Genomic DNA, 22,600 nt, shown 5'->3' on the forward strand with positions numbered 1-22,600 from the left:
CACTCTAATAAGCGAGTAGTATGGCGTTCTCCGACAAGCATTGGGGAGCGCCATTTCTTTACTTCCATATCGGTATGAACTGACAGGTTGACAAGGAAGCAGGGCGATGATAGACTGACTTTACTATAAAACTTATTAAACTTATCGGAATTAAAGTGAATGAATATTCTGGATGGATATTCCACGTTACTATATGAGCTTGAATGATGAAATGCTGTAATGAAGCTTGAAACAGGGGGAATCAGGATGGAACGGCAAATTGGAATTCGTTTTGAAAATGAGGAACTGGCCGCTACAATTCATTATCCAAACCGTACAAATGAGGGAGAGCGTCAAAGACGTGTTCCACTCGTTGTTATTTGCCACGGTTTTGTGGGCAATCGAATCGGAGTCGATCGATTATTTGTCAAGACTGCGCGTGAACTGGCTGAAGGGGGGTATTTTGTACTGCGCTTTGATTTTGCCGGTTGTGGAGAAAGCACTGGTGAATACGGCAAGCAGGGGCTCGAATCCATGATCAATCAGACACGCACCGTGTTGGATTACGCCGTGAATTGCGCGGACATTGACCCGACTAAGGTGACGCTGATCGGTCACAGTTTGGGGGGCGCAGTTGCCCTTCTCACAGCTGTTCGGGACAAGAGAGTACAGAACCTGGTCCTTTGGTCAGCTGTCGGCTATCCGTTCAACGACATTGTCAAAATTACGGAGCGAAGCGTATACGACGAATCTGTTAAAACCGGTCATGCAGACTACCTGGGCTATAAGTTCACACCAGCTTATTTTGAGTCATTAGCTCAATTCCAACCGTTCCAGGAGGCCGTTAAATTTAACGGTGATGTGCTCGTTATTCATGGCACCTCGGATGATATCATTCCTGTGGATTATGCGTTTCTGTTTCAAAAGGTATTCTGGATGCGACCAGAAGGACGCTGTGATAAGGAAATTATTTTTCAGGGAGATCACACTTTCTCATCAGGTAAAGAGCGGCAACAGCTGATTGACCGCACACTGGAATGGCTGGATGAACAAGAAAATATTCAACGGGATTGGCAGCACTGGATGATCTGATTTCAGGGTGTAACGGTTTGTATTGGAAATTGTGCCTCCGCCGGAGTAAAATGAAAGAGTAACACTATACTGGCGTGTGGAGGTTGGCAGCGATGACATTACCCTCAATTTTTGTTGCGCATGGTTCACCGACACTGGCTGTAGAAAATAACGCATATACCAGTTTTCTTGCAAAGCTGGGCGCGAGCCTGCCCCGACCCAAAGGAATTGTCATTTTTTCCGCGCATTGGGATAGCCCCGATCAATGTATCGGCGCGGATGATCAGCATGCAGCGTTGCACGATTTCTACGGCTTTCCTGAAGAAATGTACACTCTTGATTACCCTGCACCAGGCGATCCAAAGCTGTATGAGGAGATAGGGCATCTGTTCAGTCAGCATAACCTGTTCCACCAGCCGGTTCGGAACCGGGGACTGGATCATGGAGCATGGGTGGTTTTGCGACATATATATCCTGATGCGGACATACCGGTCGTACCCTTATCCATTGATTCACGGCGCGATCCTCAGGAGCAATACGAGATTGGACGGATGCTGGCGCCACTGCGTGATCAAGGGATTTTGATCCTCGGTAGTGGAGGCTTGGTCCACAACTTGCGGACACTCAAGCAGACGAGTGAGCCAGCCGATTGGGCCGTTCAATATGATGACTGGATCGCACAGCAGCTTCAAGACTGGAATTTGCGTCATCTGTTCCAATATGACAAGAAGGCTCCGTATGCCAAGCAGGCGGTTCCTTCGTATGGAATAGAGCATTTTTCACCTTTGTTTTACGTGATGGGAGCTGCCGATCATGATCGCTCCGCGCGTAAGCTTTTTCAGTCGTATGTCCTTGGCTCATTGAGTCTCAATTGTTGGGCTTTTGGTCAAGAAAGTGATCTGTAAATGTAAGAATAAGAACTTCCGAAACCACATGATGTGTGGGGTTGGAAGTTCTTTTGGTCTGTTCCTCTTTGATTAATTAGCAGGCACGTTCTTTTTTAGCCAGGCGGATACTTGCGTAGTTCGCTTATCTTCATTTTGATCTAGTAGTGTCATAAATGCCTTTAGCTTTTGAATGTAGGGACTCTTCGAATCCCTGTTGCGCTGAACGACGAGCTGATATCCTTTTTTGGCATTGGGGCGAATCTTGTTGGTGTCATCATCGAATAATGGTGTATTGTTCGTACCATAAAAAGTATAGAAGAAATAGAGATCATGTAATGATTTGACTGCTTGTGTACGATTGGAATGTGGATATTGGGTTATAAACGACTCTTGCGCCAGCACTCTTCCGGCTAACTGTTGATAACCGATGTGTAATGCTGCATCCTTGGTAGCCGGCTGTCCAGATTCCGTCGCCATGATGTCAATATAGTCGCGGATATCTGCGGTAATGTTATTTCCGAATACTTTATATTTCTCATAATTGATGACTGGGTAAAACATGCCTTCTGCGGTTTCAAGTTTGTAGCCGGCATCTCTTGATTGAGTGAGTAGCTTTTTCAGCTTTGTATCACTTGTCCGGCTCATTACATTAGTGAACGAATCACCAGGTTTATAGACTTGATTAATCTTAGTTTGAATAGAGGTCGGATATAAGGCCTGTGCATATGAATCCAATTGCTGTTTCTGTGCATTTTCCAAGTGTAGTACTAGGATGGTAGCTTGAGAGGCCGGAATGGATTGGATATGCTTTTGTAAATAAGTGAATGCCTGAGGTAGCTTGCCTGGTTGGCGTAGTAGCTGCTCGAAGGTTTTCGAAATATGTTGCACACCTTCTGCTTGAGATATTGTAGAAGATGTCGCTGCTATGGCTGATGTCGTAGATCCCAATCCGATCGTCTGTACTGTGAAAGTTACTGCTGCGAGCATGAGGTAGGCTTTGGTGATTTTTTTCATGATATAACCCTCCATTGCGTTCTTTGATGTAACTGTAGTGTACAGGGTAAATGTATCGTGAACATTCCATGTTGTATCCAACTTGTAAACGTTTGTGGGGGAAGATGAATCCGAAAAAGGAGTCTCCAAGTCAGAGTGGACTTGAGGACTCCTTTGTTCATTTAAATAGAGGAGGGGCAGCATGGTCACACATACAAGCAGCATAGCTGCACAAAAACACCGAAGAGAAGGAGCATAGCTGGCAAAAAACACCGAAGAGAAGGAGCATAGCTGCAAAAAACACCAAAGAGAAGCAGCATAGCTGCACAAAAAAACAACCATTAGCCAGAGGATAACGGTTGTTTTTTGGGTAGTTAAGCTATTTTTCGATTGGGGTCCGTTTGATAAGTATCTTTATTTTTACCAAACAGTCCACGCAGGAAGGGCAGTACCCAACGGTCAAAGCCGATTCTTCCGGCATTTGCACCAGCAACGATAAGGAAGATTTCAACCAACAGGTAGATTGCATTGGTGCTTACTGTACCCGAGAACAGGAACGAGAAGTTCATAACCATAGCCATCAAAGTAGCCAGCGTAGTCAATGTACCAAGCAGTAGGCCAACCCCGACCAAGAACTCACCCAATGGGATCAGGACGTTGAATAAACCGACATTCGGCAGGGCAAAGGCTTCAAGGAACGATCCCCACCAGCCTTGTACAGCGGGATGATCTCCACCTGTTTTAGCAATGGCCCCCGAGATAAATCCACCTGCATCGAATCCGCCAGTCAGCTTCTCAAGTCCGTGGGTCATCCATTCATAACCTAGATAAACCCGTACTACAGTCAGCAGCCACATTGCTACTTTGTTCTCACGTAACCAGTTGTTAAACATTTAAACCACTCCTCTTTCTTAATCTATAATGATGGGTTGTATTTCATTTTGTTTGGGATGATCATCTTTGCTACACCTTTATTGTATTAGGTTCAGTTACAGTTATTTGTGATAAAAATCACAAAGTCTAAATATTTTTTTAAATTTTAATGTCTTCAGATAAGTATTCTATAGAGAGGTAATGCCTCAATCAAGACAAAAACAGGAAATAAAGCTTATAATGAGAAAAATAACTATGTGGAGGGATGAACTTGTCCGGGCCCATGTCTCAACGAAATCATTGGCTGCGTGTGATGACCTCAGCTCTGTTATGCATGACAATGATGTCTTGTTCTGCTTTGTCCAATACGGGTGAATCTGAATCCGTTCCCAAACCAACCCAGCAAGAAACAGAGAAAAAGGTGCTTGAACCACCTAAGGAGCCATCTGTTCCGGCATTTACAGCTCCGCTTACCGGGCTTCCGGTGGAGCAGCCTGTTATAGAGCGGCCGCTGGCTGTCATGATTAACAATGCTCCGGCTGCGCGTCCACAGGCGGGGCTTAGCCAGGCAGACATGGTATATGAAGTTCTTGCAGAAGGCGGAATTACCCGTTTGGTAGCTTTTTTCCAAAGTCATGGTGGTGATGTGAAGATCGGTCCGGTCCGAAGCATCCGACCGTATTTGATTGAACTGGGCGAAACCTATGGTGCGTTGCCGATACATGCAGGGGGAAGTACAGATGCCTATGCGATTTTACAGCAGCAGCGGAAGGAGCATCTGGACGAGATTTCAAATGGAGGGGCTTACTTCTGGCGAAGCAAAGACCGTCGTCCTCCACATAATTTATACACAGATGTGAGCAGACTGCGTAAAGGAAGCGATAGCAAAGGGTATGCCAAGCAGACGGAGGTTCCAGTATATCGTTATCTTAAAACTGGCGAAACTCCAGTTATGGTGGACGAGAGTGCCGCCTCTTTGCACATCCGATTTTTGTTAAAAAGCTATCGTGTATCTTATACCTATGATCCAGCTGATCAACGATATAAGCGTTTTGTGAACGAAAAGTCACATCTAGATCAAAATAATAATCAACAGCTCTCAGCGGCCAATGTGATTGTGATGAGCACGAGGCATCGAACGTTGGATGATGTAGGTAGACTAAGTGTTGAGCTGGACGGTAGCGGAGAAGCCATGGTGTTTCAACAAGGAAAGCTAATACGTGCTGAATGGCAGCATATATCTGGCGATGCGATTCGGTTTATGAAAAATGGGGTTGAAATCCCGTTAACGCCAGGTACATCCTATATACATGTGGTACCTGAAGATACTTCACTAGCGGAACATGTAACAACAGAAGCAAATTAGAAAACGTAATACTCCTTTTTAGGGAAAAATTGTCGGATAATGACCTTCCATGTCGGGCATTGTATACGTATATCTAGAAATTTGCTTTTACAAACATTACAAAAACATTGATGAGTGTGATAAGATAGCAAAGGTTGTCTATTGCAGTCGAAACAGGTTGCGGATATTTTCGTAAAGGGGTAATCGTTATGAGATTGAAGAAAAAGGATATATTCTTCGAGACGTTGGAAAATATGGCAGATACGATCGTGCAAGCAGCCGATTATTTTGCCCAACATACTTCAAATCTTCAAGATGTGACTTTGTTTACCAATGAGATGAAGAAGTATGAAAATAAGTGTGATGATTACACACACACGATTATTACTGAGTTGAACAAGACCTTCATTACGCCGCTCGAACGCGACGACATCATGGAACTGACAACGACCATGGATGATGTGCTGGACGGTCTTGAAGCGACAGCCTCTCGTTTTTATATGTACAACATTACAGAGCCGGACGAGTATATTGTGCAGTTCGCTGATATTTTGCGTCAATCAGCTTACGAAATTCAAAAGGCTGTACATTTGCTTTCACAGAAAAAATTGCTGGCTATTCGTGAATACACCATTCGCCTGAATGATTTGGAAAATCAGGGGGATGAATTACTGCGTATTTGCATCAAAAACCTGTTTGCAACTGTAACTGATCCTATTGAGCTGATTAAACGCAAAGAATTGTACGAACGCCTTGAAACGACAACGGATTCATGCGAGGATGTTGCAAATATGCTGGAATCCATCATTATGCGTAACTCGTAAGGGAGTCCTTTTACATGGATACAAGTTTACTGGTACTAGGTATTGTTATTTTTCTTGCTCTGGCATTTGATTTTATTAATGGATTTCATGATACGGCGAACGCAATTGCTACTTCGGTCTCGACCCGTGCATTGACGCCGCGACGTGCGATTATTATGGCTGCGGTTATGAACTTTCTCGGAGCGATCTTGTTTACCGGGGTTGCCAAGACCATTGGTGGAAGTGTCGCTGATCCAACCAAGCTTACGAACGGAATTGATATCGTCATTGCGACGTTGATCGCCGCTATTATCTGGAATCTCTTGACTTGGTGGTTCGGTATTCCTTCATCCTCTTCCCATGCATTGATTGGTGCGTTGGCCGGAGCGGTGTATGTAGGTGCAGGACAGGATAAATTAAATTGGAGCGGCTTTATCGGGATTGTTGAGGGTCTTATTTTCTCCCCGTTGATTGCTTTTGTTGTCGGTTACATTGTGATGATGATTTTGAAATACATCTTTGCTTATCGCAGTCCGCATACGGTGAACAAGGGTTTCCGTACCATGCAGGTGATTACGGCAGCTATTCAGTCGTTTACGCATGGTACGAATGATGCTCAGAAGGCGATGGGGATTATCACGTTCGCACTCGTCTCGGCAGGGTATCAAGACCATTTGGAAGTACCTATGTGGGTGAAAATTTCAGCTGCAACAGCCATGGCGCTTGGTACGTCTATTGGGGGCTGGAAGATCATCAAGACGATGGGAACTAAGATTTTTAAAATTGACCCAATCAATGGATTTGCAGCCGACGTTTCGGGGGCTTCCGTTATATTCACAGCTACTTTGCTTCATTTGCCAGTAAGTACCACTCATGCTATTACTTCGGCGATTCTGGGTGTAGGGTCTGCGAAGCGTTTTAGTGCGGTTCGCTGGTCACTAGCTGGCCGTATTGTAATAACCTGGGTAATAACGATTCCAATTTCTGCGCTATTGTCAGGTTTGATATTCAAAATTCTTTTCTAGTTTTCTTCATGGTTTCTAGAAAAAGAACATACAATATAGGATACACAATAAGCTTCCGTCCGCTTTTTGCGGCAGGGGCTTATTGGCATTCTCGGGCAAAAATGCATCTCTAAAGTTTACACATCCAGATAGTTCCATGAGATGTTTTTTAAAAAATACCTGACATCAAAGTAGTCAATTTTTAATAACTCCTGTAGAATAAACAGAAAACTTTGAACCGTTCAACTGACTGGAGGATCTTATGCAAAAACCAAGAAAACTAATAGCACTCATGATTTGTTTGTTTTCTGTGGTTGCCCTGGCCGGTAATTTCGGTGTAGTGGCCCACGCAGAAAATAAAACAAAGTATGATATCGGCACGGATACAACGTTCGCGCCTTTTGAGTTTGAAGATGTAAATGGTAAATTTGTCGGAATTGATATGGATTTACTGGCAGCTATTGCTAAGGACCAGAATTTTGAGTATACCGTTAAGCCACTTGGCTTTAACGCGGCAGTGCAGGCCCTTGAAACGAATCAAGTGGATGGTGTCATTGCCGGGATGAGTATTACAGATGAACGCAAGCAAAAATTTGATTTTTCTGAGCCCTATTTCGACTCAGGTGTTGTCATGGCGGTCCGTAAGGATAATGATACGATTAAACGCTATGAGGACTTGAAAGGACAGCGTGTCGCTGTCAAAACAGGAACACAAGGCTACACATTCGCGGAATCCATTAAGGCAAAATATGGATTTACTACCGTTCCGTTCGACGATTCTTCTCAAATGTATGATGAAGTTAAAACAGGTAACTCGGTTGCCTGCTTTGATGATTATCCGGTACTGGCATACGGTGTGACTCAGAATAATGGTCTTAAGCTGGTGACTGATAAGGAAAAAGGTGGCTCTTACGGTTTCGCTGTCAACCAAGGCAAAAATGCGGAGCTGCTAGAAAAATTCAATGCAGGGCTTGTGAATCTTCGTAACAGCGGGGAATATGACAAAATTATGTCCAAATACCTGGGAGAATCCGGCAAAGGTGTGGCTCCTGTAGAACGCAGCCGCTGGGAACTCATTTCCGCTTCGCTGCCTGCGTTGATTAAAGGGATGGGAAATACGCTGTTGTACACCCTGGTATCCTTGCTCGTAGCCTTTTTGCTGGGACTGGTGTTTGGCTTTATGAAAGTGAGCCATAACAAGGTGTTCCGCGGTATTGCAACTGTTTTCGTTGATGTATTCCGTGGTATTCCACTGATCGTACTTGCATTCTTTATTTACTTCGGTATCCCACAGGCACTCGATTTTAAAATGCCGCTTTTTGTCGCGGCGGTGTTGACGTTATCCCTAAACGCTGGTGCTTATGTGACCGAAATTATCCGCGGGGGTATTCAGTCCATTGATCCGGGACAAATGGAAGCAGCTCGTTCGCTTGGTTTGCCATACCGGACAGCCATGCTGAAAATCATTTTGCCACAAGCTGTGAAAATCATGATCCCGTCGTTTATCAATCAGTTGGTTATTACGTTGAAGGATACGTCGATTTTGTCGGTTATCGGTCTGGTTGAATTGACCCAATCGGGCAAAATCATTATTGCACGGACGTTCCAATCCTTTGATATTTGGCTGGTCGTTGCGGTGATGTATCTTATCGTCATTACAGTCCTGACCAAAATTTCCAACCGTCTTGAAGGGAGAGTTCGCCGTGGGTAAGATTATCGTTAAAAACCTGAAAAAAAGCTATGGCAGTAACCAGGTGCTAAAAGGCATTGACATGCAAGTACGGGAAGGCGAAGTTGTATGCGTCATTGGACCTTCGGGTTCAGGGAAAAGTACGTTTTTACGTTGTATGAATATGCTGGAGGAAATTACAGCTGGTGAGGTCATCGTCGATGATTACAAATTGGGTGACAAAAACGTGGACATTAACAAGGTCCGTGAAAATATAGGGATGGTGTTTCAGCATTTCAATCTGTTCCCGCATATGACGGTGCTCAAGAACATTATGTTCGCGCCGACTGAGCTGGGCAAACAGACGAAGACAGAGGCACGTGAGACAGCTATGAAGTTGCTGGATCGCGTAGGTTTGGCCGATAAGGCAGATGCATTGCCAGGACAGCTTTCCGGCGGCCAGAAGCAGCGTGTGGCGATTGCACGTGCGCTTGCAATGAACCCAGACATTATGCTGTTCGACGAGCCAACCTCGGCGCTTGATCCTGAAATGGTGGGCGAAGTGCTCGGCGTAATGAAAGATCTGGCTCGCGAAGGCATGACGATGATGATCGTAACGCATGAGATGGGCTTTGCGCGTGAAGTAAGTGACCGTGTCGTATTTATGGACGGTGGTTACATCGTGGAAGAAGGAACACCGCAAGAGGTATTTGGTAATCCGAAAAACGAGCGGACCATTAGTTTCTTGGAGAAAGTATTGTAAGTGGGACAGGGTTTGCCGGGAGTGCAGGCGAAGACATAGGAGACCGCTCCGCGTTCCATTTGATCTTCCGATCGCTGTTGCCCCTGAATTTTTTTGGATTGTATGACACATGAAAAGGCTAGAATTCAGGGGCAAAGGCGAGCGCTTCGCTTCTCCAGATTCAAATGGACCACTACGCTACTGCCCGCTGAATCTGCTCCTTTGTCGCAAAACCTGCGCCACTTTTAAATAGGTGGGGATAGGCAGAGGGAATTGGCGCAGCGCTTTGCTTGTTGCGCCGAGGGGGATATAGCGAGTAAGCATCATTCGATTTGAATGGTGGAACCGGGCATCCCACAACTGTATAAGAAATGAAAAAAGATTTAAGGGGTAACGAATGAATTATTTTAAGGATATCTTCGGGAGCGTGCTGGCCCGGAGATATCCTTTTCTTCATTAGAGCATATGAAACCTAGAACTTGAGATTTGTATAATGTGGAATGGCTTATATAAAATATAAATAACACATAAGACGGCAGTATATGCGAGGGGGACGTACGGTGATACGTACATTGACTATAGGGCACGATCATCAGGTGACGGTGGGACAACCGTTAGAGCAGATTGTCATGGAAGATTACATATGGATCTGGGCTGACTTTAACGAGCCTACAGATCAAGAGTCAGAGCTGCTGACGAGTTATTTTCATTTTCACCCGCTGGCTGTAGAGGATTGTATGCATGTTCTGCAACGTCCCAAGTTGGATTATTACGAGAATGTACAGTTTCTGGTGGTACATGCGCTTGATGTAGATACATTAGAGGCGGAAGAGGTAGATATGTTTATTAGCAGCCGTTTTTTGGTTACATATCACCATCATGAACTAGAGGAGCTGGATCAGGCTTGGGAGCGGATTGTCGAGCATGCGAACGAACGTAAAATATGGTCTCGCGGACCGCTGGCTGCAGCTTATACGGTGATGGACAAGCTGGTAGACAACTATTTTCCAAGCCTTTTCATCATTGAGGATGAATTAGCCGAACTGGAAGGTTTGGGCGCACACGAATCGGTAGAGGAATTAATGAAGCAGGTATTTGACCTGCGTGGCAGGTTGCTCAAGCTGCGCCGTACGATCGTACCGATGCGTGATCTGATGTACCGAGTTTTGAATTCGCAGCATGTGCAGGGTCAAGGGGATCATATGGCTTATTTTACGGATATCTATGATCATTTATTGAAGCTGACGGACATGCTGGAGGCCGACCGCGAGATGACAGCCGACCTGAGAGACAGTTACATATCGCTTAATTCCAATCGCATGAATTCAATTATGAAGACGCTGACCGTAATTACGACCGTTTTTATGCCCTTGACGCTGATTGCAGGAATTTATGGTATGAATTTTTCGAATATGCCCGAGTTGGGCTGGAAATATGGATATTTTGGCGTACTGTTCTTTATGTTCTTATTGAGTGTTGCGATGGTGGTGTGGTTTATGCGCCGAGGTTGGTTTAAATAAAATAGCCTACTTTCTTGTGCGTTTGCGCGGACGTCTGCGCGGGGTTGTGGTACTTTTGCGCTGTGTCTTTTTCCGGCGTCGGCGTGGTGGGGTATATTCATCCAGTTCCTCAGTAATTGGTGTTGTCGTTTTTTTGCTTGCGTTTTTGTTGAATGCTGGGAGCGAGCCCATAATCAGTTTTGCCATCGGAGCAAATTGCTGCACGCTAGACATGATCTTTTGTACCTTGCCGACCGTAGCAACAATCCCGTCAATACCGCCCATACGGTCAATAATACCTTTAATATCGTTGAGATTACCAAGATTGCCAAGACCGCCAAGCAGGCCTCCTTTGGCTGGGGCGGGGTCTGGCGTGACCACGGCGGCATCTGTTATGCTCGCTGGTGCCTCATAAGGCACCACGGCGGAGGAATCGACTTGCGGAACCTCGCTGTAGGGATCGAGTCCAGGGTAAGGAGTTGAACTATACGGATCGGAAATGGAACGCGTTTGCGCCCTCCGATGATAGTAATGTCCAGGCATGAGATCACATTCCTTTGCAGATTGATACTCTACTGTATGTTACAAACGCACAGTGGGTTTAGGCACGTGTCCTGAAATGAGGTATAAAAGCGGATTTGGGCATTCGTACAGGAAGTTTCTGTAGTCATGTAATGTTGTTCTGTAATGCGTGAAACCGTTAATGCTTGAAAAACTAACTATTTGTCGAGTACAATGAGGAGAGATTGTAACCTTTGGGAGATGATAATCTATGCAGCTTAAAAAGCTTAATGATAAAAGTATTGATCAATTGTTCGAAGCTATTTTAACTCTTAAAAATTTGGAAGAGTGCTATGTATTTTTTGATGATCTGTGCACAATTAATGAAATTCAATCCCTCTCCCAACGTCTGGAGGTTGCCCGTATGCTTGGCAAAGGCAGCACATATAATCAGATTGAAGCTGAGACAGGCGCCAGTACAGCCACCATTTCACGTGTGAAACGTTGTCTGAACTATGGGAATGACGGGTATAAAATGACTTTGGAACGTCTGGGCCGCTAATGCAGAGCCCTGGGATACTAGTCATCAGCCATGGCTCTAGAGAGCCATATTGGGTGGAACAGGTGGATCAGGCAGTTGCAAAGCTTCAATTGCTGGAAGAAATGCCGATAGAGGTTTCATTTTTGGAAACGGTTAAAGGAAGATTGATTCAAAATGGGATTGACCGTCTGGAAGCCTTGGGGGTAACAGATTTACTGGTTATTCCTTTGTTTGTGTCGTCAGGCAGTACGCATATAGATGAAATTAGCTATGCGCTGGGAGTCAAAGCTGCGCCAGACAAAGAAACAGATTTGGAACCCTTTCGATTGAAGGCACGTGTGCATTTTGGTAGTCCATTGGATGATGGCGAAGATGTTGCCCGCATGGTGTGGGACAAGGTTCGCTCGTTGTCAGTCGATCCTGCGCGCGAGGTCATTTTACTCGTAGGACACGGGAGCGCGCACAACGGCTTTCTTCAGCGCTGGGAGCAAGGGATTTCCTCGTTGGCCCGTACGGTGCAAAACGTGAGTGGTATCATCACGGATTACGCTTTGCTAAATCCTGAGGGTGTGCATGACAAGGCAGCGTATTGGAATCAGGAGCGGGGTCATGATGTTATTGTGGCACCGCTGTTTTTGAGTTCGGGTTATTTTACAAGTCATATGATTCCCAAACGCTTACAGGGACTCGAATACCGTTATTCAGGAGATCCTTTATTGCCGCATCCTTTGCTTACAAGCTGGATGGACAGACAAGTTTGTGAACTGTTACAGAGTATGCAGAAACAAGCAAGGACTGACAATAGATAAGATGGTCTGAATTCGGTGATAGCGTTTCTAACCTGAAATTCCCTTATTTGGATAGTGACTGGCTTCTTTTATTGTAAAAGAGGTCTTTTTCCAGTATGATGATATTTTGTACAGACTGAATGTGATGAACTGCGATGTGAATATAAATATCATTAAATATACGGGTGGCGTAACGGAATGAAAAGAGCTAGATTAATCTATAACCCGACCTCTGGGCGTGAGGAAATGAAACGTCGCCTTGCGGATGTCTTGCAGCGCCTGGATGAAGGTGGTATTGAGGCCTCTTGCCATGCAACTACAGGAGAAGGGGACGCAACGCGTGCCGCAACAGAGGCCGTTGAGCGTGGCTATGATATGATTATTGCCGCTGGTGGCGATGGTACATTGTATGAGGTCATTAACGGGATGGCTGAACGGGAAAACCGCCCGCCTCTGGGTGTGTTTCCTCTGGGAACGACGAATGATTTTGCCAGAGCACTGGGCATTCCCAAGCACTGGGAGGATTATTGTGACCTTGTTATTCGTCAAAATCCGAAGCCACTGGATATCGGAAAAGCCAATGACCGCTACTTTATCAACATCGCAGGCGGCGGAACTTTAACCGAGCTTACGTATGAAGTTCCAAGCAAGCTCAAAACGATGATTGGCCAATTGGCGTATTATTTTAAAGGTATGGAGAAAATGGTCAGCCTTGCTCCACAGGAGCTGATCATCAAGGCAACGGGTCAGGAAGTGATCCACGACGAATTTATGCTTTTCCTGATCGCGAATACAAATTCGGTGGGCGGGTTTGAAAAGCTTGCTCCTGGGGCGACAATAGATGATGGACTGCTCGATGTCATCGCTGTGCGCAAATGCAATTTGGCGGAAATGATCCGCTTGGTTACACTTGCGCTGCGCGGAGAGCACTTGCAGGACAAAAAAATCGTTTATTTCAGAACAGATTACATGGAAGTGACCTCACCTGGCTATGTCCAGCTTAATCTGGATGGCGAATTAGGAGGCACACTGCCAGCGACCTTCCGAAATCTTCCGCATCATTTGAATGTTTTTCGGTAAGGAAATGAACGGGAATGAATTGGTTCCCAGTTGGTTGAGCAGTGCGATATACAGAACGCAGAGTAGATAATTGTTTATGTAGGGAACATATCGGTCCTTGCCGTTCTCCGTGGGGAGTAACGGCATTTTCGAGTTGATGTTTAAACATCGTCTAGATGACGATTTGAATGATGTGGCTGAATGAAGATAAGCATGAAAAGAAGAACAGAAAGAAGTGACCATCATGACGAATAACCGTAGCGGACGTGGAAAAAGCCGCCGGAATACAGCAACAGCAACTCCAGTTCAAGGAAAGCAGCACCACAAGACCATACAGGCGAAAAAAGAGAGAGAACTGGAACAGTCACGAGTTGGAGCTGGGAATAGAATGCTTCGGGCTGGAACCGAAAGCAAAAGTGGAAATATGGATAATTCGGATCGAAAAATGCGGGAGGATGAACGGAAATCTCGTCCATTTTCCGATGATGAACGGAGTAACGATAGACGGAATCAGGAAGCTTCCAATCGTAGCAGGTCTAATGCAGAGCGTAGCGATCTGCCTGTGCAAAAGAATGATGAGGCCGTGATAGACATCATCGGCATGAACCATGATGGCGAGGGCGTAGGGCGTGTCGAGGGTTTTACGCTGTTCGTTCCGGGGGCGTTACCGGGTGAAAAGGTACGGGTCAAGGTGCTGAAAACAAAAAAGCAATATGGCTATGCCAAGCTTCTGGATATCGCGCAATCTAGCCCTGACCGGATTGCAGCTCCGTGCGCCATCTATGATCAATGTGGCGGTTGTCAGATCCAGCATATGAGCTATGAAGCGCAGCTCAGCTGGAAGCGACAACATGTAGTGGATGTGCTGGAACGTATCGGAAAGCTGAGTGTGGCTACGGAGTCCAGTGAGCATATTGCAGAGGTTTTGGCTGACTCTGCGGATGGAAGTGCAGACCACATGTCGCGTGTACAAGGCGTAGTCGTGCATCCTACACTCGGTATGAGTGAGCCTTGGCGGTATCGCAACAAAGCCCAGGTGCCGATTGGTGTCACCGAAGGTGGGCTTGTCGGCGGCTTCTACGCACGCGGCAGCCATCGCATCGTGGATATGAACACTTGTCTCATTCAAGACGAGCGCAATGACGAAGTTGTCGCACGTGTGAAAGAGATTGGCCGAATGCTGGGCATCAGTGCATATAATGAAGAAACCGGACGCGGGCTGTTACGCCATGTCGTTGTGAAGACCGCTTTTCGCACAGGTGAAATGATGCTGGTCCTCGTCACAAATGGGCGAGATATTCCGCACGCAGATGCGTGGATCGGCAGTATTCGTGAGCACATCCCACACGTGGCAAGCATATGCCAGAACGTGAACACGAAGCGAACGAACGTTATTTTTGGCGACGAGACTCGTGTACTGTGGGGTCGTGACGTGATCTACGACTACATTGGAAACGTACAGTTTGCGATTTCCCCAAGATCCTTTTATCAGGTGAATCCCGTACAAACGGAAGTGCTGTATAGCAAAACCGTCGAATATGCCGGGCTCACAGGCAAAGAAACGGTGATTGATGCCTATTGCGGCATCGGTACGATTTCTCTGTTCCTCGCTCAGCATGCCGACCAGGTGTATGGGGTGGAGATCGTCAAAGAAGCCATCGACGATGCACGAAGTAATGCGCTATTGAACGAAATGCGTAATGTGAAGTTTGAGGTAGGCGCATCCGAAGATGTCATTCCTGCTTGGAAAGAACAAGGCATCACCGCCGACGTTATCGTCGTCGATCCACCCCGCAAGGGCTGCGATCCACGCCTGCTCGACACCATTCTGGAGATGAAGCCAGAACGCGTGGTGTATGTATCCTGTAACCCAAGCACACTGGCGCGGGATTTAAGGATATTGGAGGACGGCGGGTATAAAACAGTGGAAGTACAGCCTGTAGATATGTTCCCGCATACAGTGCATGTGGAGAGTGTTGCGCTGTTGGTCAGAAAAGACTAATTGTTGAGGTGCATTGGCGTTTGAAAAAGGTGAAAATCAAAACAAACTTACTGATAAAAACATCAATAAGATTATCGAAACGTACCGAAATCGTGTAGATGTTGATAAATATGCTCATGTGGCATGCAGCTGAAAATTTTGGGTATTCATGTGTAGAAATTGACGAAAAGGGTCAAGGATATTATTCCTCGGCTCTTTTTTTAAGCCATTCGCTTGGGAACGGCATAGGCTGGGGAAAGTTATGCCGTGCAGTTTTCTATGAACTGTGGCGCAGTACGTTTATAGAAGATGACAAGGAGGGGCGGCGCTCTTCCTTTTTTTGTGAGCTTTTGGGGAGTACGCTCCTCTATTGAGTATGATATACTCATTTAGATGTCTATGCTTAACATATACTGCCGTTTGAACTACGTTGCTTAAACATGTGATATGTGAAGAAGAAGCAAGGACATGAGCAGGTTAGCTTTATCATTTTGGGACCACAGATTTGTCCTGGTATTTATAGAGGAGTTTTTGATATGACGAATAATTTTTGGCGTGATTTGCCGCGACCTTTTTTTATACTGGCACCGATGGAAGATGTGACGGATGTTGTGTTTCGCCATGTCGTAAGTGAAGCAGCCAGACCGGATGTGTTTTTTACGGAGTTTGCGAATACAGAGAGTTATTGTCACCCGGAGGGGAACAAAAGTGTACGCGGGCGTTTGACTTTTACAGAGGATGAACAGCCCATGGTGGCCCATATCTGGGGAGATAAGCCGGAATATTTCCGTGAAATGAGCATCGGTATGGCGAAAGAAGGCTTCAAAGGCATCGATATTAATATGGGTTGCCCTGTAGCGAATGTAGCCGAGAATGGGAAGGGAAGCGGCCTGATCTGCCGTCCCGAAATCGCAGCGGATATCATTCAGGCCGCCAAAGCCGGGGGACTGCCCGTCAGTGTGAAAACAAGGCTTGGTTTCACTGCCGTAGACGAATGGCGCGACTGGTTGACCCATATTTTGAAACAAGACATTGTGAATTTGTCCATTCATCTGCGGACAAGAGAGGAAATGAGCAAAGTAGACGCCCACTGGGAGCTGATTCCGGAGATTAAGAAACTTCGTGATGAGGTGGCACCAGATACACTGCTGACCATTAACGGAGATATTCCGGACCGTCAGACCGGCTTGAAGCTCGCTGAGCAATATGGAGTGGATGGCATTATGATTGGGCGTGGTATTTTCCAGAATCCATTTGCGTTTGAGAAGGAGCCGAAGGAACACAGCAGTGAGGGATTGCTTGGACTGCTGCGGCTTCATCTAGATCTCCATGATCATTATTCAGCGCAGGAGCCACGTTCGTTCAGCCCTCTCGCTCGCTTCTTCAAAATATATGTCCGTGGATTCCGAGGGGCAAGTGAACTCAGAAACAGCTTAATGAACGCCAAATCAACAAGTGAAGTGCGTACATTGCTTGATGAGTTTGGAAGCAAGGATCATGATGAGGTAGAGGAACGTGGAATTTAAATTGCCAAGTTGGAGGACGGGCTGTTAGTAGGCATTGAAAACATAGGAGGATATATGTCCTGGAGTAAATTGAAGCAACAACTGGAGAGCTTCCTCTCTCCTGCTTTAGACGGAAGGGTCGAATACCGAGCTACCAGTTACCGTTATTTATCTGATAAGTCTGGAATTTGTTATATAACTGTAGATAAGAAGAACATACTCAATATGAATGATATCACTAGTCCAATCAAATGGTATCAGACGGAGTTGGAAATCAAGAATGATCCAGATATCCAAGTTCCTATCAGCAATGAGGAAATTGAAGCGGTCAGAAAAGATACTAATGGGAACGTTCCGGAGGATCGTCTACAAGTAATTGCAAGAGGTAGAAAAATATCAGAACATGCAAAGGAGCTTTTGTCAGCACAGGCCTCATTAAGCAAGTCTAATTTTAATGTTGTAGCTAATAACTTTTTAACTACTTCTATAGAGGACAGCTTAGAGAGTAATGATATCTTATTGAATATTCTAGCTTTAGTGGACAGACGAGTAGGGAAAAAGCGAATTTTAAACATGACCGAGAAGATGAAGTTAAAGCATCCGATTGTTCAGTATTTTTATGAGTTACGGCATAGTACGTTATGAAAATAAATAACTTTTATTGGTGGAGGCCCATCGTGTCAGGGTTGTTCTCACTGAAGATATGAATATAGGATGTGAAAGAAATTTGGGAAAGGTTGAGTGGAGAACGGGGCAAACCGGCTTCTACCATGACTTTTCCCTGTTTTTTTGTCTCGGCTATATTCTAGAATTCCCTGCTTGGTAGCATAAGTCTATCTATACAGGTGCGGCCATACAACGGAATTATTACCTATCGTAAATGTCAAAGTTTCTGTTATCTTCCTCCGGTTTGACAATCAAAACCACCGAACTACACTAAAAATGAATGAATTATTCATTATTGAATGAGGGTGCTCATCATACAGGCCAAAAAAGATGAAGTGAAAAAGGAAATTGAATCAGCCGCTTTAAAGGTGTTTTTTCGAAAAGGCTTTGTAGATGCCAAAATGAGCGATATTGCGGATGAGATACAAATTTCTGTCGGAAATATTTATACTTATTTTAAGAATAAAAAGGAGTTATTTTATTCGGTTGTTCCGCCATCTTTAGTGGATTATTTGAAGAATGTGTTAGTGGAAAGCATTCATATCGATAACCAGACTTTTTTTGGAGAAACCCATAACGAAAAAAAATCGGCGATTGTTCAGGAGCAAATCAACCTATTAACTCAATATAGCATGCAGATTGTCATTATTTTTGAAAAAAGTAAAGGGACAATCTACAGCAATGCAAAAAAAGAACTAATTGATCTGATGATCGAAACCAAGAAGCCCTATTTGAAAAATACTTATAAAAGATATGAAATCGAAACTGATGAAAATATGATTTTGCTCAGTATCATTGCCAATAGTGTTATCAATATGATTTTGGATTTGTTAAAGAGGGATATGAGCGCTGATCGCCGGAAACGGATTTTTGAGGCGCTTAACCTGTACAGACTGCATGGACTAGAAGGCTTGAATGAATAATGTCTACACGTAGGGAAATATTCTCGGGACAGTCTATCATTTTTTTGACATCAAGATAGTCCCTATTTTTTTTGTTTCAAAAATGAATGGGTAATTCATTATTAAACACCATGAGCGCAACAGGAGGGAGAAACGATGGGGACAGGTTATGCACTTAAGAACTGCAATGTGATTTATGGAGATACGAAAAAAGACGTTGAAAAAATGATGACGATTTTAATTCATGAAGACGGGCTGATTCAGGAAATCGGGAAGGCAAACAATTTGGCTATTCCCAGCCATTATCAAACGATTGATTTATCGGGGAAATATGTGATGCCTGGTCTCATCAACGCGCACGTCCATCTATTCGCAGATGGAAAGCCGTTTACGCTGTCTGTAAGCGAAGGGCTGCTGAATTTTGCATTCCATCATATTTTGGATACGAGACTAGGGCGAAGTGTGTTAAAAAAACGGGTGAAGAAAAATGCTCTGACGGCACTACATTCCGGTGTAACCACGATGCGCAGCGTCGGTGAATTTTTTTACACTGATGCACAGCTCCGAAATGAAATTAATGCAAACCAGTTTGTCGGTCCCAACCTTTTGGCGTCCGGGTATTTCCTGAGCGTAACGGGCGGTCATGGGGCACCTTATTTGGCCTTGACTGGCGATTCGCCATGGGAAGCGAGAAGAAATGTAAGAATTAATGTGAAAAACGGAGTAGACCTAATTAAAATATGCGTGACTGGCGGGGTTACCGATGCCACCATGGTCGGCGAAGCGGGCCGCTTGCAAATGACGGAGGAAGAAGTAGCCGCCGTCTGCGAGGAAGCCCATAAAAATGGCATGCGTGTAGCAGCCCATGTGGAAAGTACCGAAGGCGTAAGAATCGGGCTAAAGGGCGGGGTGGATACCATTGAACATGGTGCGGAGAAGGATGAGGAGATCATAAGACTGTACCAAAACAATCCTAGAGCATTAAAGGGCTATACCGCCTTAATTCCTACTTTGCAGGCTGGGTATCCCATTGCAAAATTGGGCACAAGCCTAACGAAGGTGAATGAAACGGTTAAGGAAAATTCGCGGCTTGTGTACGACTCCATGCTAAAGGGGCTGCGTCAGGCTGTAGAACATGAGATCAAAATTGGGATTGGAACGGATGCCGCAATGTCTTACGTCACTCACTATGATATGTGGCGGGAACTAGACCACTATATGAGACAAACGAAACTGAATGCGGGTCAGGTCATCGAATGGGCAACAAAGTCTAATGCGGAAATCCTAGGCATTGATCACCTTACAGGGAGCATTGATATCGGAAAACAGGCAGATTTAATCGTGCTGGAGCACAACCCTTTGGACAACATAAAAGCTTTGTCAAATGTAGCTATGGTTATGGTGAAGGGCAATCTTATACCAACACCATCAGTGACCCGAATTCAGGAAGTGGACGAGCTGCTGGATTCAGTTTGGCAAAATTAGACCCACCCCGTAAACTCCAGTATAGACGCTTTCGCGGATTGTGCTTCGGATTGCGCTCCTTTACGCCATTCTTTGGGGGGCTCTCCCATAAGCTTGGAGAAGCATCGGTTGAAGCTGGAAATGGAGCGATAACCGACTTGCTCGGAGATCGAAAGAATGGAGTCTTCTGTGCTTTTTAACTGCTTGCAGGCCTCTTCGATTCGGGTGCTGTTTAGGAAATCGAGGGGCGACGTTCCCATAATCTCATGAAATTTTCTGCGGAAATGGGTTGTACTTAAATGGCATAGATCAGCCAAAAAATCTATGGTAACGGGCTTCATGTAATGTTTAGTGATGTACTCCAAAGCCGGAGAAATGACAAATTCGCTTTTCAAGCTATGCTCTGTTTCTTGATTTGCCATTGGTTCATTCCTAGAATGAATTCTAAGGAGCTCTATATAAAGGGATAGCAATAAGCCGTAGGCGCTTTCCTGGTAGTAAGGGTTCTGTTGTTGTAATTCCTCTACGACCGAAGTCGCAAGTGTATACACCTTGGGATGCTGCTCCTTGTTTAATATACAGTTCGTTCCCTTCATCACCCACAAATTGGGCTCAAAGTTTCTGTAAGCGCTTTTAAAAGAATGTTGGAAAAGGTCCTCTGGCGAAAAAAAGATATAAGACCAAAGGCTGGCTGTATTTGGCGAACTGTACGTGGTGTGAGGAAGATACCTGGGAATGAAAGTTACATCCCCGGCTTTGAAGGGGACAGTTTCTCCTTTGATCTCCATGAAGCCGCCATCCGAATAGCAAATACCAATCTCCAAATGGTTATGAAAATGAAGGTGCTCACTTTTAATATCTGAAATCTTCCAACGTTCACCACTTAATAGCAACACAGGAAAGTTGATGGGCAAGCTGTAATGTCGGTATTCTATAACGGGCTTCTTTTTTCTGGGCATATTCGATACTCCCATAACTTGGATTTGAGTTGATTCTAGGTCAACGTTACATCAAGCTTAGCCAGCAGGTATACATCAGGATTTTGCAAAATTCGATTCCAATCGCTGCAAGGTGCAATATATAGACGAACTAGACCATGTCGATCTATATATTGTTTATCGGAAGTCGCTTATTGGATTTTTGCAAAATTCTCACATAAATGATTGAAATTGCGCAGTTTTGTTGCGAATGTGCTTAGATTGAGACTATTTTACTGCGTACAATGGAATAAGTAAAGCGTTTCCAAAACAGTGACGAACCGCTCTCAAGCGCCTTTGGGGGCGTGTGCACTAAGAGAGGGGAATAACAATGCTTCAATCAACTTATGACAAGGAAGAAATATTAAGAGTTATTGATAAAGTCGTCAGGAAAACGATGGCGATGGATTTAACATGGGATTGGCCCTGCGGTGTGGCTTATTATGGTGTATCCAGAGCCTATACCCAAACAGGAAATAAGGATTATTTAAATATGCTTGCCCAGTGGGCAGATGAATACATCGAGCTGGGTCTGCCGCACTGGACGGTAAACACATGTGCCATGGGCCATATGCTGATCACATTGTATGAAGAAACAGGGGACCAGAAATATTGGGATATTGTGATGAGCAAGGTGGATTACATCCAAAACAATGCTCTCAGGTTTGGAGACCATGTTCTGCAGCATACAGTATCCGTTGCTAATGACTTTCCAGAACAGGCATGGGCAGATACGTTGTTTATGGCGGCATTTTTTCTGCTTCGAGTAGGAACCAAATTAAAGGACGAGAAAATGATCCAGGATGCCTTAAATCAATATTACTGGCATATCAAATACCTGCAAGACCCTAGCAGTGGTCTCTGGTACCATGGCTACAACAATGTCAAACAGGATCACATGTCCGGATTTTTCTGGGGAAGAGCGAATGCTTGGGGAGCATATACCATGTCGCAAGTCAAAATTCATTTGAAAGACTGGTATTTGTATCCGCCGTGTATGGACGTGGAATGTTCCCTTCGGGATCAACTGGCGGCACTGAAAGGTATCCAAACAGAGAACGGCTTATGGCGGACGGTACTGGATGACGAGGAGTCCTATGAAGAAGTATCTGCATCTTGCGGTATTGCGGCGGCCATGATCAATAACGGCAATCCGCTGCATACCAAATACGTGCAAAAGGCACTGAAGGGCATCTTGAACCATATTAGCGAAGACGGACGGGTACTGGGTGTATCGGGCGGCACAGCGGTTATGAAAGATCGGGAAGGGTATCGCAATATTCCAAAAGACTGGATTCAGGGCTGGGGACAAGGCTTGGCGTTGGCTTTTCTATCCGATATGTTGAATTAG

At 45.1% G+C, this 22,600-nt stretch carries 21 protein-coding genes and 2 pseudogenes; 18 read left to right on the top strand and 5 right to left on the bottom strand.

Annotation, left to right across the window (positions count from 1 at the left end; genetic code table 11):
* Positions 1-246: 246 nt before the first annotated feature.
* Positions 247-1,071 (top strand): alpha/beta hydrolase, encoded by an 825-nt coding sequence (locus ACH59B_RS04505; protein ID WP_016819801.1) that lies wholly within the window; start codon positions 247-249, stop codon positions 1,069-1,071.
* Positions 1,072-1,163: 92 nt separating this feature from the next.
* Positions 1,164-1,955: a dioxygenase gene (locus tag ACH59B_RS04510; RefSeq protein WP_045244204.1), complete on the top strand. Its 792-nt coding sequence runs from the start codon at positions 1,164-1,166 to the stop codon at positions 1,953-1,955.
* Between the two features lie 72 nt (positions 1,956-2,027).
* Here ACH59B_RS04510 and ACH59B_RS04515 read toward each other — a convergent pair whose 3' ends face one another.
* On the bottom strand, positions 2,028-2,951 hold the full coding sequence (locus ACH59B_RS04515) for a hypothetical protein (RefSeq protein ID WP_404303398.1): 924 nt from the start codon (positions 2,949-2,951) through the stop codon (positions 2,028-2,030).
* A gap of 353 nt (positions 2,952-3,304) precedes the next feature.
* Positions 3,305-3,823 (bottom strand): DoxX family membrane protein, encoded by a 519-nt coding sequence (locus ACH59B_RS04520; RefSeq protein ID WP_013369513.1) that lies wholly within the window; start codon positions 3,821-3,823, stop codon positions 3,305-3,307.
* A gap of 251 nt (positions 3,824-4,074) precedes the next feature.
* Here ACH59B_RS04520 and ACH59B_RS04525 point away from each other — a divergent pair, with 251 nt between their 5' ends.
* The 6 genes from ACH59B_RS04525 to corA all read left to right on the top strand — a co-directional run bounded on the left by ACH59B_RS04525 (position 4,075) and on the right by corA (position 10,886).
* A complete protein-coding gene (locus ACH59B_RS04525) occupies positions 4,075-5,169 on the top strand; it encodes a DUF3048 domain-containing protein (protein ID WP_045244203.1) in 1,095 nt (364 codons plus the stop codon).
* 188 nt (positions 5,170-5,357) lie between these two features.
* A complete protein-coding gene (locus tag ACH59B_RS04530; RefSeq protein WP_007428879.1) occupies positions 5,358-5,972 on the top strand; it encodes a DUF47 domain-containing protein in 615 nt (204 codons plus the stop codon).
* Between the two features lie 14 nt (positions 5,973-5,986).
* The gene (locus ACH59B_RS04535) at positions 5,987-6,976 is read left to right on the top strand and encodes an inorganic phosphate transporter (RefSeq protein WP_016819805.1); all 990 of its coding nucleotides are present in this window, start codon (positions 5,987-5,989) and stop codon (positions 6,974-6,976) included.
* A 241-nt stretch (positions 6,977-7,217) separates the two neighbouring features.
* Positions 7,218-8,666 carry an amino acid ABC transporter substrate-binding protein/permease gene (locus tag ACH59B_RS04540; protein ID WP_016819806.1) on the top strand — a complete coding sequence of 483 codons (1,449 nt, stop codon included), beginning with the start codon at positions 7,218-7,220 and terminating at the stop codon, positions 8,664-8,666.
* The gene (locus tag ACH59B_RS04545; RefSeq protein ID WP_013369518.1) at positions 8,659-9,387 is read left to right on the top strand and encodes an amino acid ABC transporter ATP-binding protein; all 729 of its coding nucleotides are present in this window, start codon (positions 8,659-8,661) and stop codon (positions 9,385-9,387) included. The genes ACH59B_RS04540 and ACH59B_RS04545 overlap by 8 nt, the downstream gene beginning before the upstream one ends.
* 539 nt (positions 9,388-9,926) lie before the next feature.
* On the top strand, positions 9,927-10,886 hold the full coding sequence (corA, locus tag ACH59B_RS04550) for a magnesium/cobalt transporter CorA (protein WP_025364065.1): 960 nt from the start codon (positions 9,927-9,929) through the stop codon (positions 10,884-10,886).
* Positions 10,887-10,892: 6 nt separating this feature from the next.
* Here corA and ACH59B_RS04555 read toward each other — a convergent pair whose 3' ends face one another.
* Positions 10,893-11,408, bottom strand: a complete 516-nt coding sequence (locus ACH59B_RS04555) for a hypothetical protein (protein WP_017426205.1) — start codon at positions 11,406-11,408, stop codon at positions 10,893-10,895.
* 229 nt (positions 11,409-11,637) lie between these two features.
* Here ACH59B_RS04555 and ACH59B_RS04560 point away from each other — a divergent pair, with 229 nt between their 5' ends.
* From ACH59B_RS04560 to ACH59B_RS04600, 9 genes and pseudogenes are all read left to right on the top strand, one after another.
* Complete coding sequence (locus ACH59B_RS04560) at positions 11,638-11,928, top strand: YerC/YecD family TrpR-related protein (protein WP_007428885.1); 291 nt, start codon at positions 11,638-11,640, stop codon at positions 11,926-11,928.
* On the top strand, positions 11,928-12,716 hold the full coding sequence (locus ACH59B_RS04565) for a sirohydrochlorin chelatase (RefSeq protein WP_025364066.1): 789 nt from the start codon (positions 11,928-11,930) through the stop codon (positions 12,714-12,716). Before ACH59B_RS04560 ends, ACH59B_RS04565 begins: the two co-directional genes overlap by 1 nt.
* Positions 12,717-12,893: 177 nt before the next feature.
* Positions 12,894-13,775 (top strand): diacylglycerol kinase, encoded by an 882-nt coding sequence (locus tag ACH59B_RS04570; RefSeq protein ID WP_019686192.1) that lies wholly within the window; start codon positions 12,894-12,896, stop codon positions 13,773-13,775.
* A 223-nt stretch (positions 13,776-13,998) separates the two neighbouring features.
* A complete protein-coding gene (rlmD, locus tag ACH59B_RS04575; RefSeq protein ID WP_404303401.1) occupies positions 13,999-15,756 on the top strand; it encodes a 23S rRNA (uracil(1939)-C(5))-methyltransferase RlmD in 1,758 nt (585 codons plus the stop codon).
* 19 nt (positions 15,757-15,775) lie between these two features.
* Positions 15,776-15,880, top strand: a pseudogene (locus tag ACH59B_RS04580) (N-6 DNA methylase); the annotation flags it as partial.
* A 391-nt stretch (positions 15,881-16,271) separates the two neighbouring features.
* A complete protein-coding gene (locus ACH59B_RS04585) occupies positions 16,272-17,261 on the top strand; it encodes a tRNA-dihydrouridine synthase (protein ID WP_025364069.1) in 990 nt (329 codons plus the stop codon).
* A gap of 54 nt (positions 17,262-17,315) precedes the next feature.
* Positions 17,316-17,885 (top strand): hypothetical protein, encoded by a 570-nt coding sequence (locus ACH59B_RS04590; protein WP_090888486.1) that lies wholly within the window; start codon positions 17,316-17,318, stop codon positions 17,883-17,885.
* A 356-nt stretch (positions 17,886-18,241) separates the two neighbouring features.
* Complete coding sequence (locus ACH59B_RS04595) at positions 18,242-18,829, top strand: TetR/AcrR family transcriptional regulator (protein ID WP_225164844.1); 588 nt, start codon at positions 18,242-18,244, stop codon at positions 18,827-18,829.
* 135 nt (positions 18,830-18,964) lie between these two features.
* Positions 18,965-20,293 carry an amidohydrolase family protein gene (locus ACH59B_RS04600; RefSeq protein WP_404303404.1) on the top strand — a complete coding sequence of 443 codons (1,329 nt, stop codon included), beginning with the start codon at positions 18,965-18,967 and terminating at the stop codon, positions 20,291-20,293.
* On the opposite strand, the gene ACH59B_RS04605 is transcribed toward ACH59B_RS04600, so the two are convergent.
* Entirely contained in the window at positions 20,290-20,694 is a 405-nt protein-coding gene (locus ACH59B_RS04605) for an AraC family transcriptional regulator (RefSeq protein ID WP_230681859.1), read from the bottom strand. The genes ACH59B_RS04600 and ACH59B_RS04605 overlap by 4 nt on opposite strands.
* Before the next feature lie 51 nt (positions 20,695-20,745).
* Positions 20,746-21,246: pseudogene (locus tag ACH59B_RS04610) on the bottom strand (AraC family ligand binding domain-containing protein); the annotation flags it as partial.
* A gap of 334 nt (positions 21,247-21,580) precedes the next feature.
* Between ACH59B_RS04610 and ACH59B_RS04615 the strand changes: the two are divergent.
* The gene (locus tag ACH59B_RS04615; protein WP_016819833.1) at positions 21,581-22,600 is read left to right on the top strand and encodes a glycoside hydrolase family 105 protein; all 1,020 of its coding nucleotides are present in this window, start codon (positions 21,581-21,583) and stop codon (positions 22,598-22,600) included.

It is taken from the genome of Paenibacillus sp. DP01, from assembly GCF_044784315.1.
Lineage (GTDB): Bacteria > Bacillota > Bacilli > Paenibacillales > Paenibacillaceae > Paenibacillus > Paenibacillus polymyxa.

Bases quoted from the DNA above. Each gene is read 5' to 3' on its own strand.
- ACH59B_RS04510 (WP_045244204.1), top strand. From the start codon at position 1,164: ATGACATTACCCTCAATTTTTGTTGCGCATGGTTCACCGACACTGGCT.
- ACH59B_RS04515 (WP_404303398.1), bottom strand. From the start codon at position 2,951: ATGAAAAAAATCACCAAAGCCTACCTCATGCTCGCAGCAGTAACTTTC.
- ACH59B_RS04565 (WP_025364066.1), top strand. From the start codon at position 11,928: ATGCAGAGCCCTGGGATACTAGTCATCAGCCATGGCTCTAGAGAGCCA.
- rlmD (WP_404303401.1), top strand. From the start codon at position 13,999: ATGACGAATAACCGTAGCGGACGTGGAAAAAGCCGCCGGAATACAGCA.
- ACH59B_RS04535 (WP_016819805.1), top strand. From the start codon at position 5,987: ATGGATACAAGTTTACTGGTACTAGGTATTGTTATTTTTCTTGCTCTG.
- ACH59B_RS04600 (WP_404303404.1), top strand. From the start codon at position 18,965: ATGGGGACAGGTTATGCACTTAAGAACTGCAATGTGATTTATGGAGAT.
- ACH59B_RS04505 (WP_016819801.1), top strand. From the start codon at position 247: ATGGAACGGCAAATTGGAATTCGTTTTGAAAATGAGGAACTGGCCGCT.
- ACH59B_RS04540 (WP_016819806.1), top strand. From the start codon at position 7,218: ATGCAAAAACCAAGAAAACTAATAGCACTCATGATTTGTTTGTTTTCT.
- ACH59B_RS04605 (WP_230681859.1), bottom strand. From the start codon at position 20,694: ATGGCAAATCAAGAAACAGAGCATAGCTTGAAAAGCGAATTTGTCATT.
- ACH59B_RS04570 (WP_019686192.1), top strand. From the start codon at position 12,894: ATGAAAAGAGCTAGATTAATCTATAACCCGACCTCTGGGCGTGAGGAA.
- ACH59B_RS04590 (WP_090888486.1), top strand. From the start codon at position 17,316: ATGTCCTGGAGTAAATTGAAGCAACAACTGGAGAGCTTCCTCTCTCCT.
- ACH59B_RS04530 (WP_007428879.1), top strand. From the start codon at position 5,358: ATGAGATTGAAGAAAAAGGATATATTCTTCGAGACGTTGGAAAATATG.
- ACH59B_RS04555 (WP_017426205.1), bottom strand. From the start codon at position 11,408: ATGCCTGGACATTACTATCATCGGAGGGCGCAAACGCGTTCCATTTCC.
- ACH59B_RS04560 (WP_007428885.1), top strand. From the start codon at position 11,638: ATGCAGCTTAAAAAGCTTAATGATAAAAGTATTGATCAATTGTTCGAA.
- ACH59B_RS04520 (WP_013369513.1), bottom strand. From the start codon at position 3,823: ATGTTTAACAACTGGTTACGTGAGAACAAAGTAGCAATGTGGCTGCTG.
- ACH59B_RS04585 (WP_025364069.1), top strand. From the start codon at position 16,272: ATGACGAATAATTTTTGGCGTGATTTGCCGCGACCTTTTTTTATACTG.
- ACH59B_RS04615 (WP_016819833.1), top strand. From the start codon at position 21,581: ATGCTTCAATCAACTTATGACAAGGAAGAAATATTAAGAGTTATTGAT.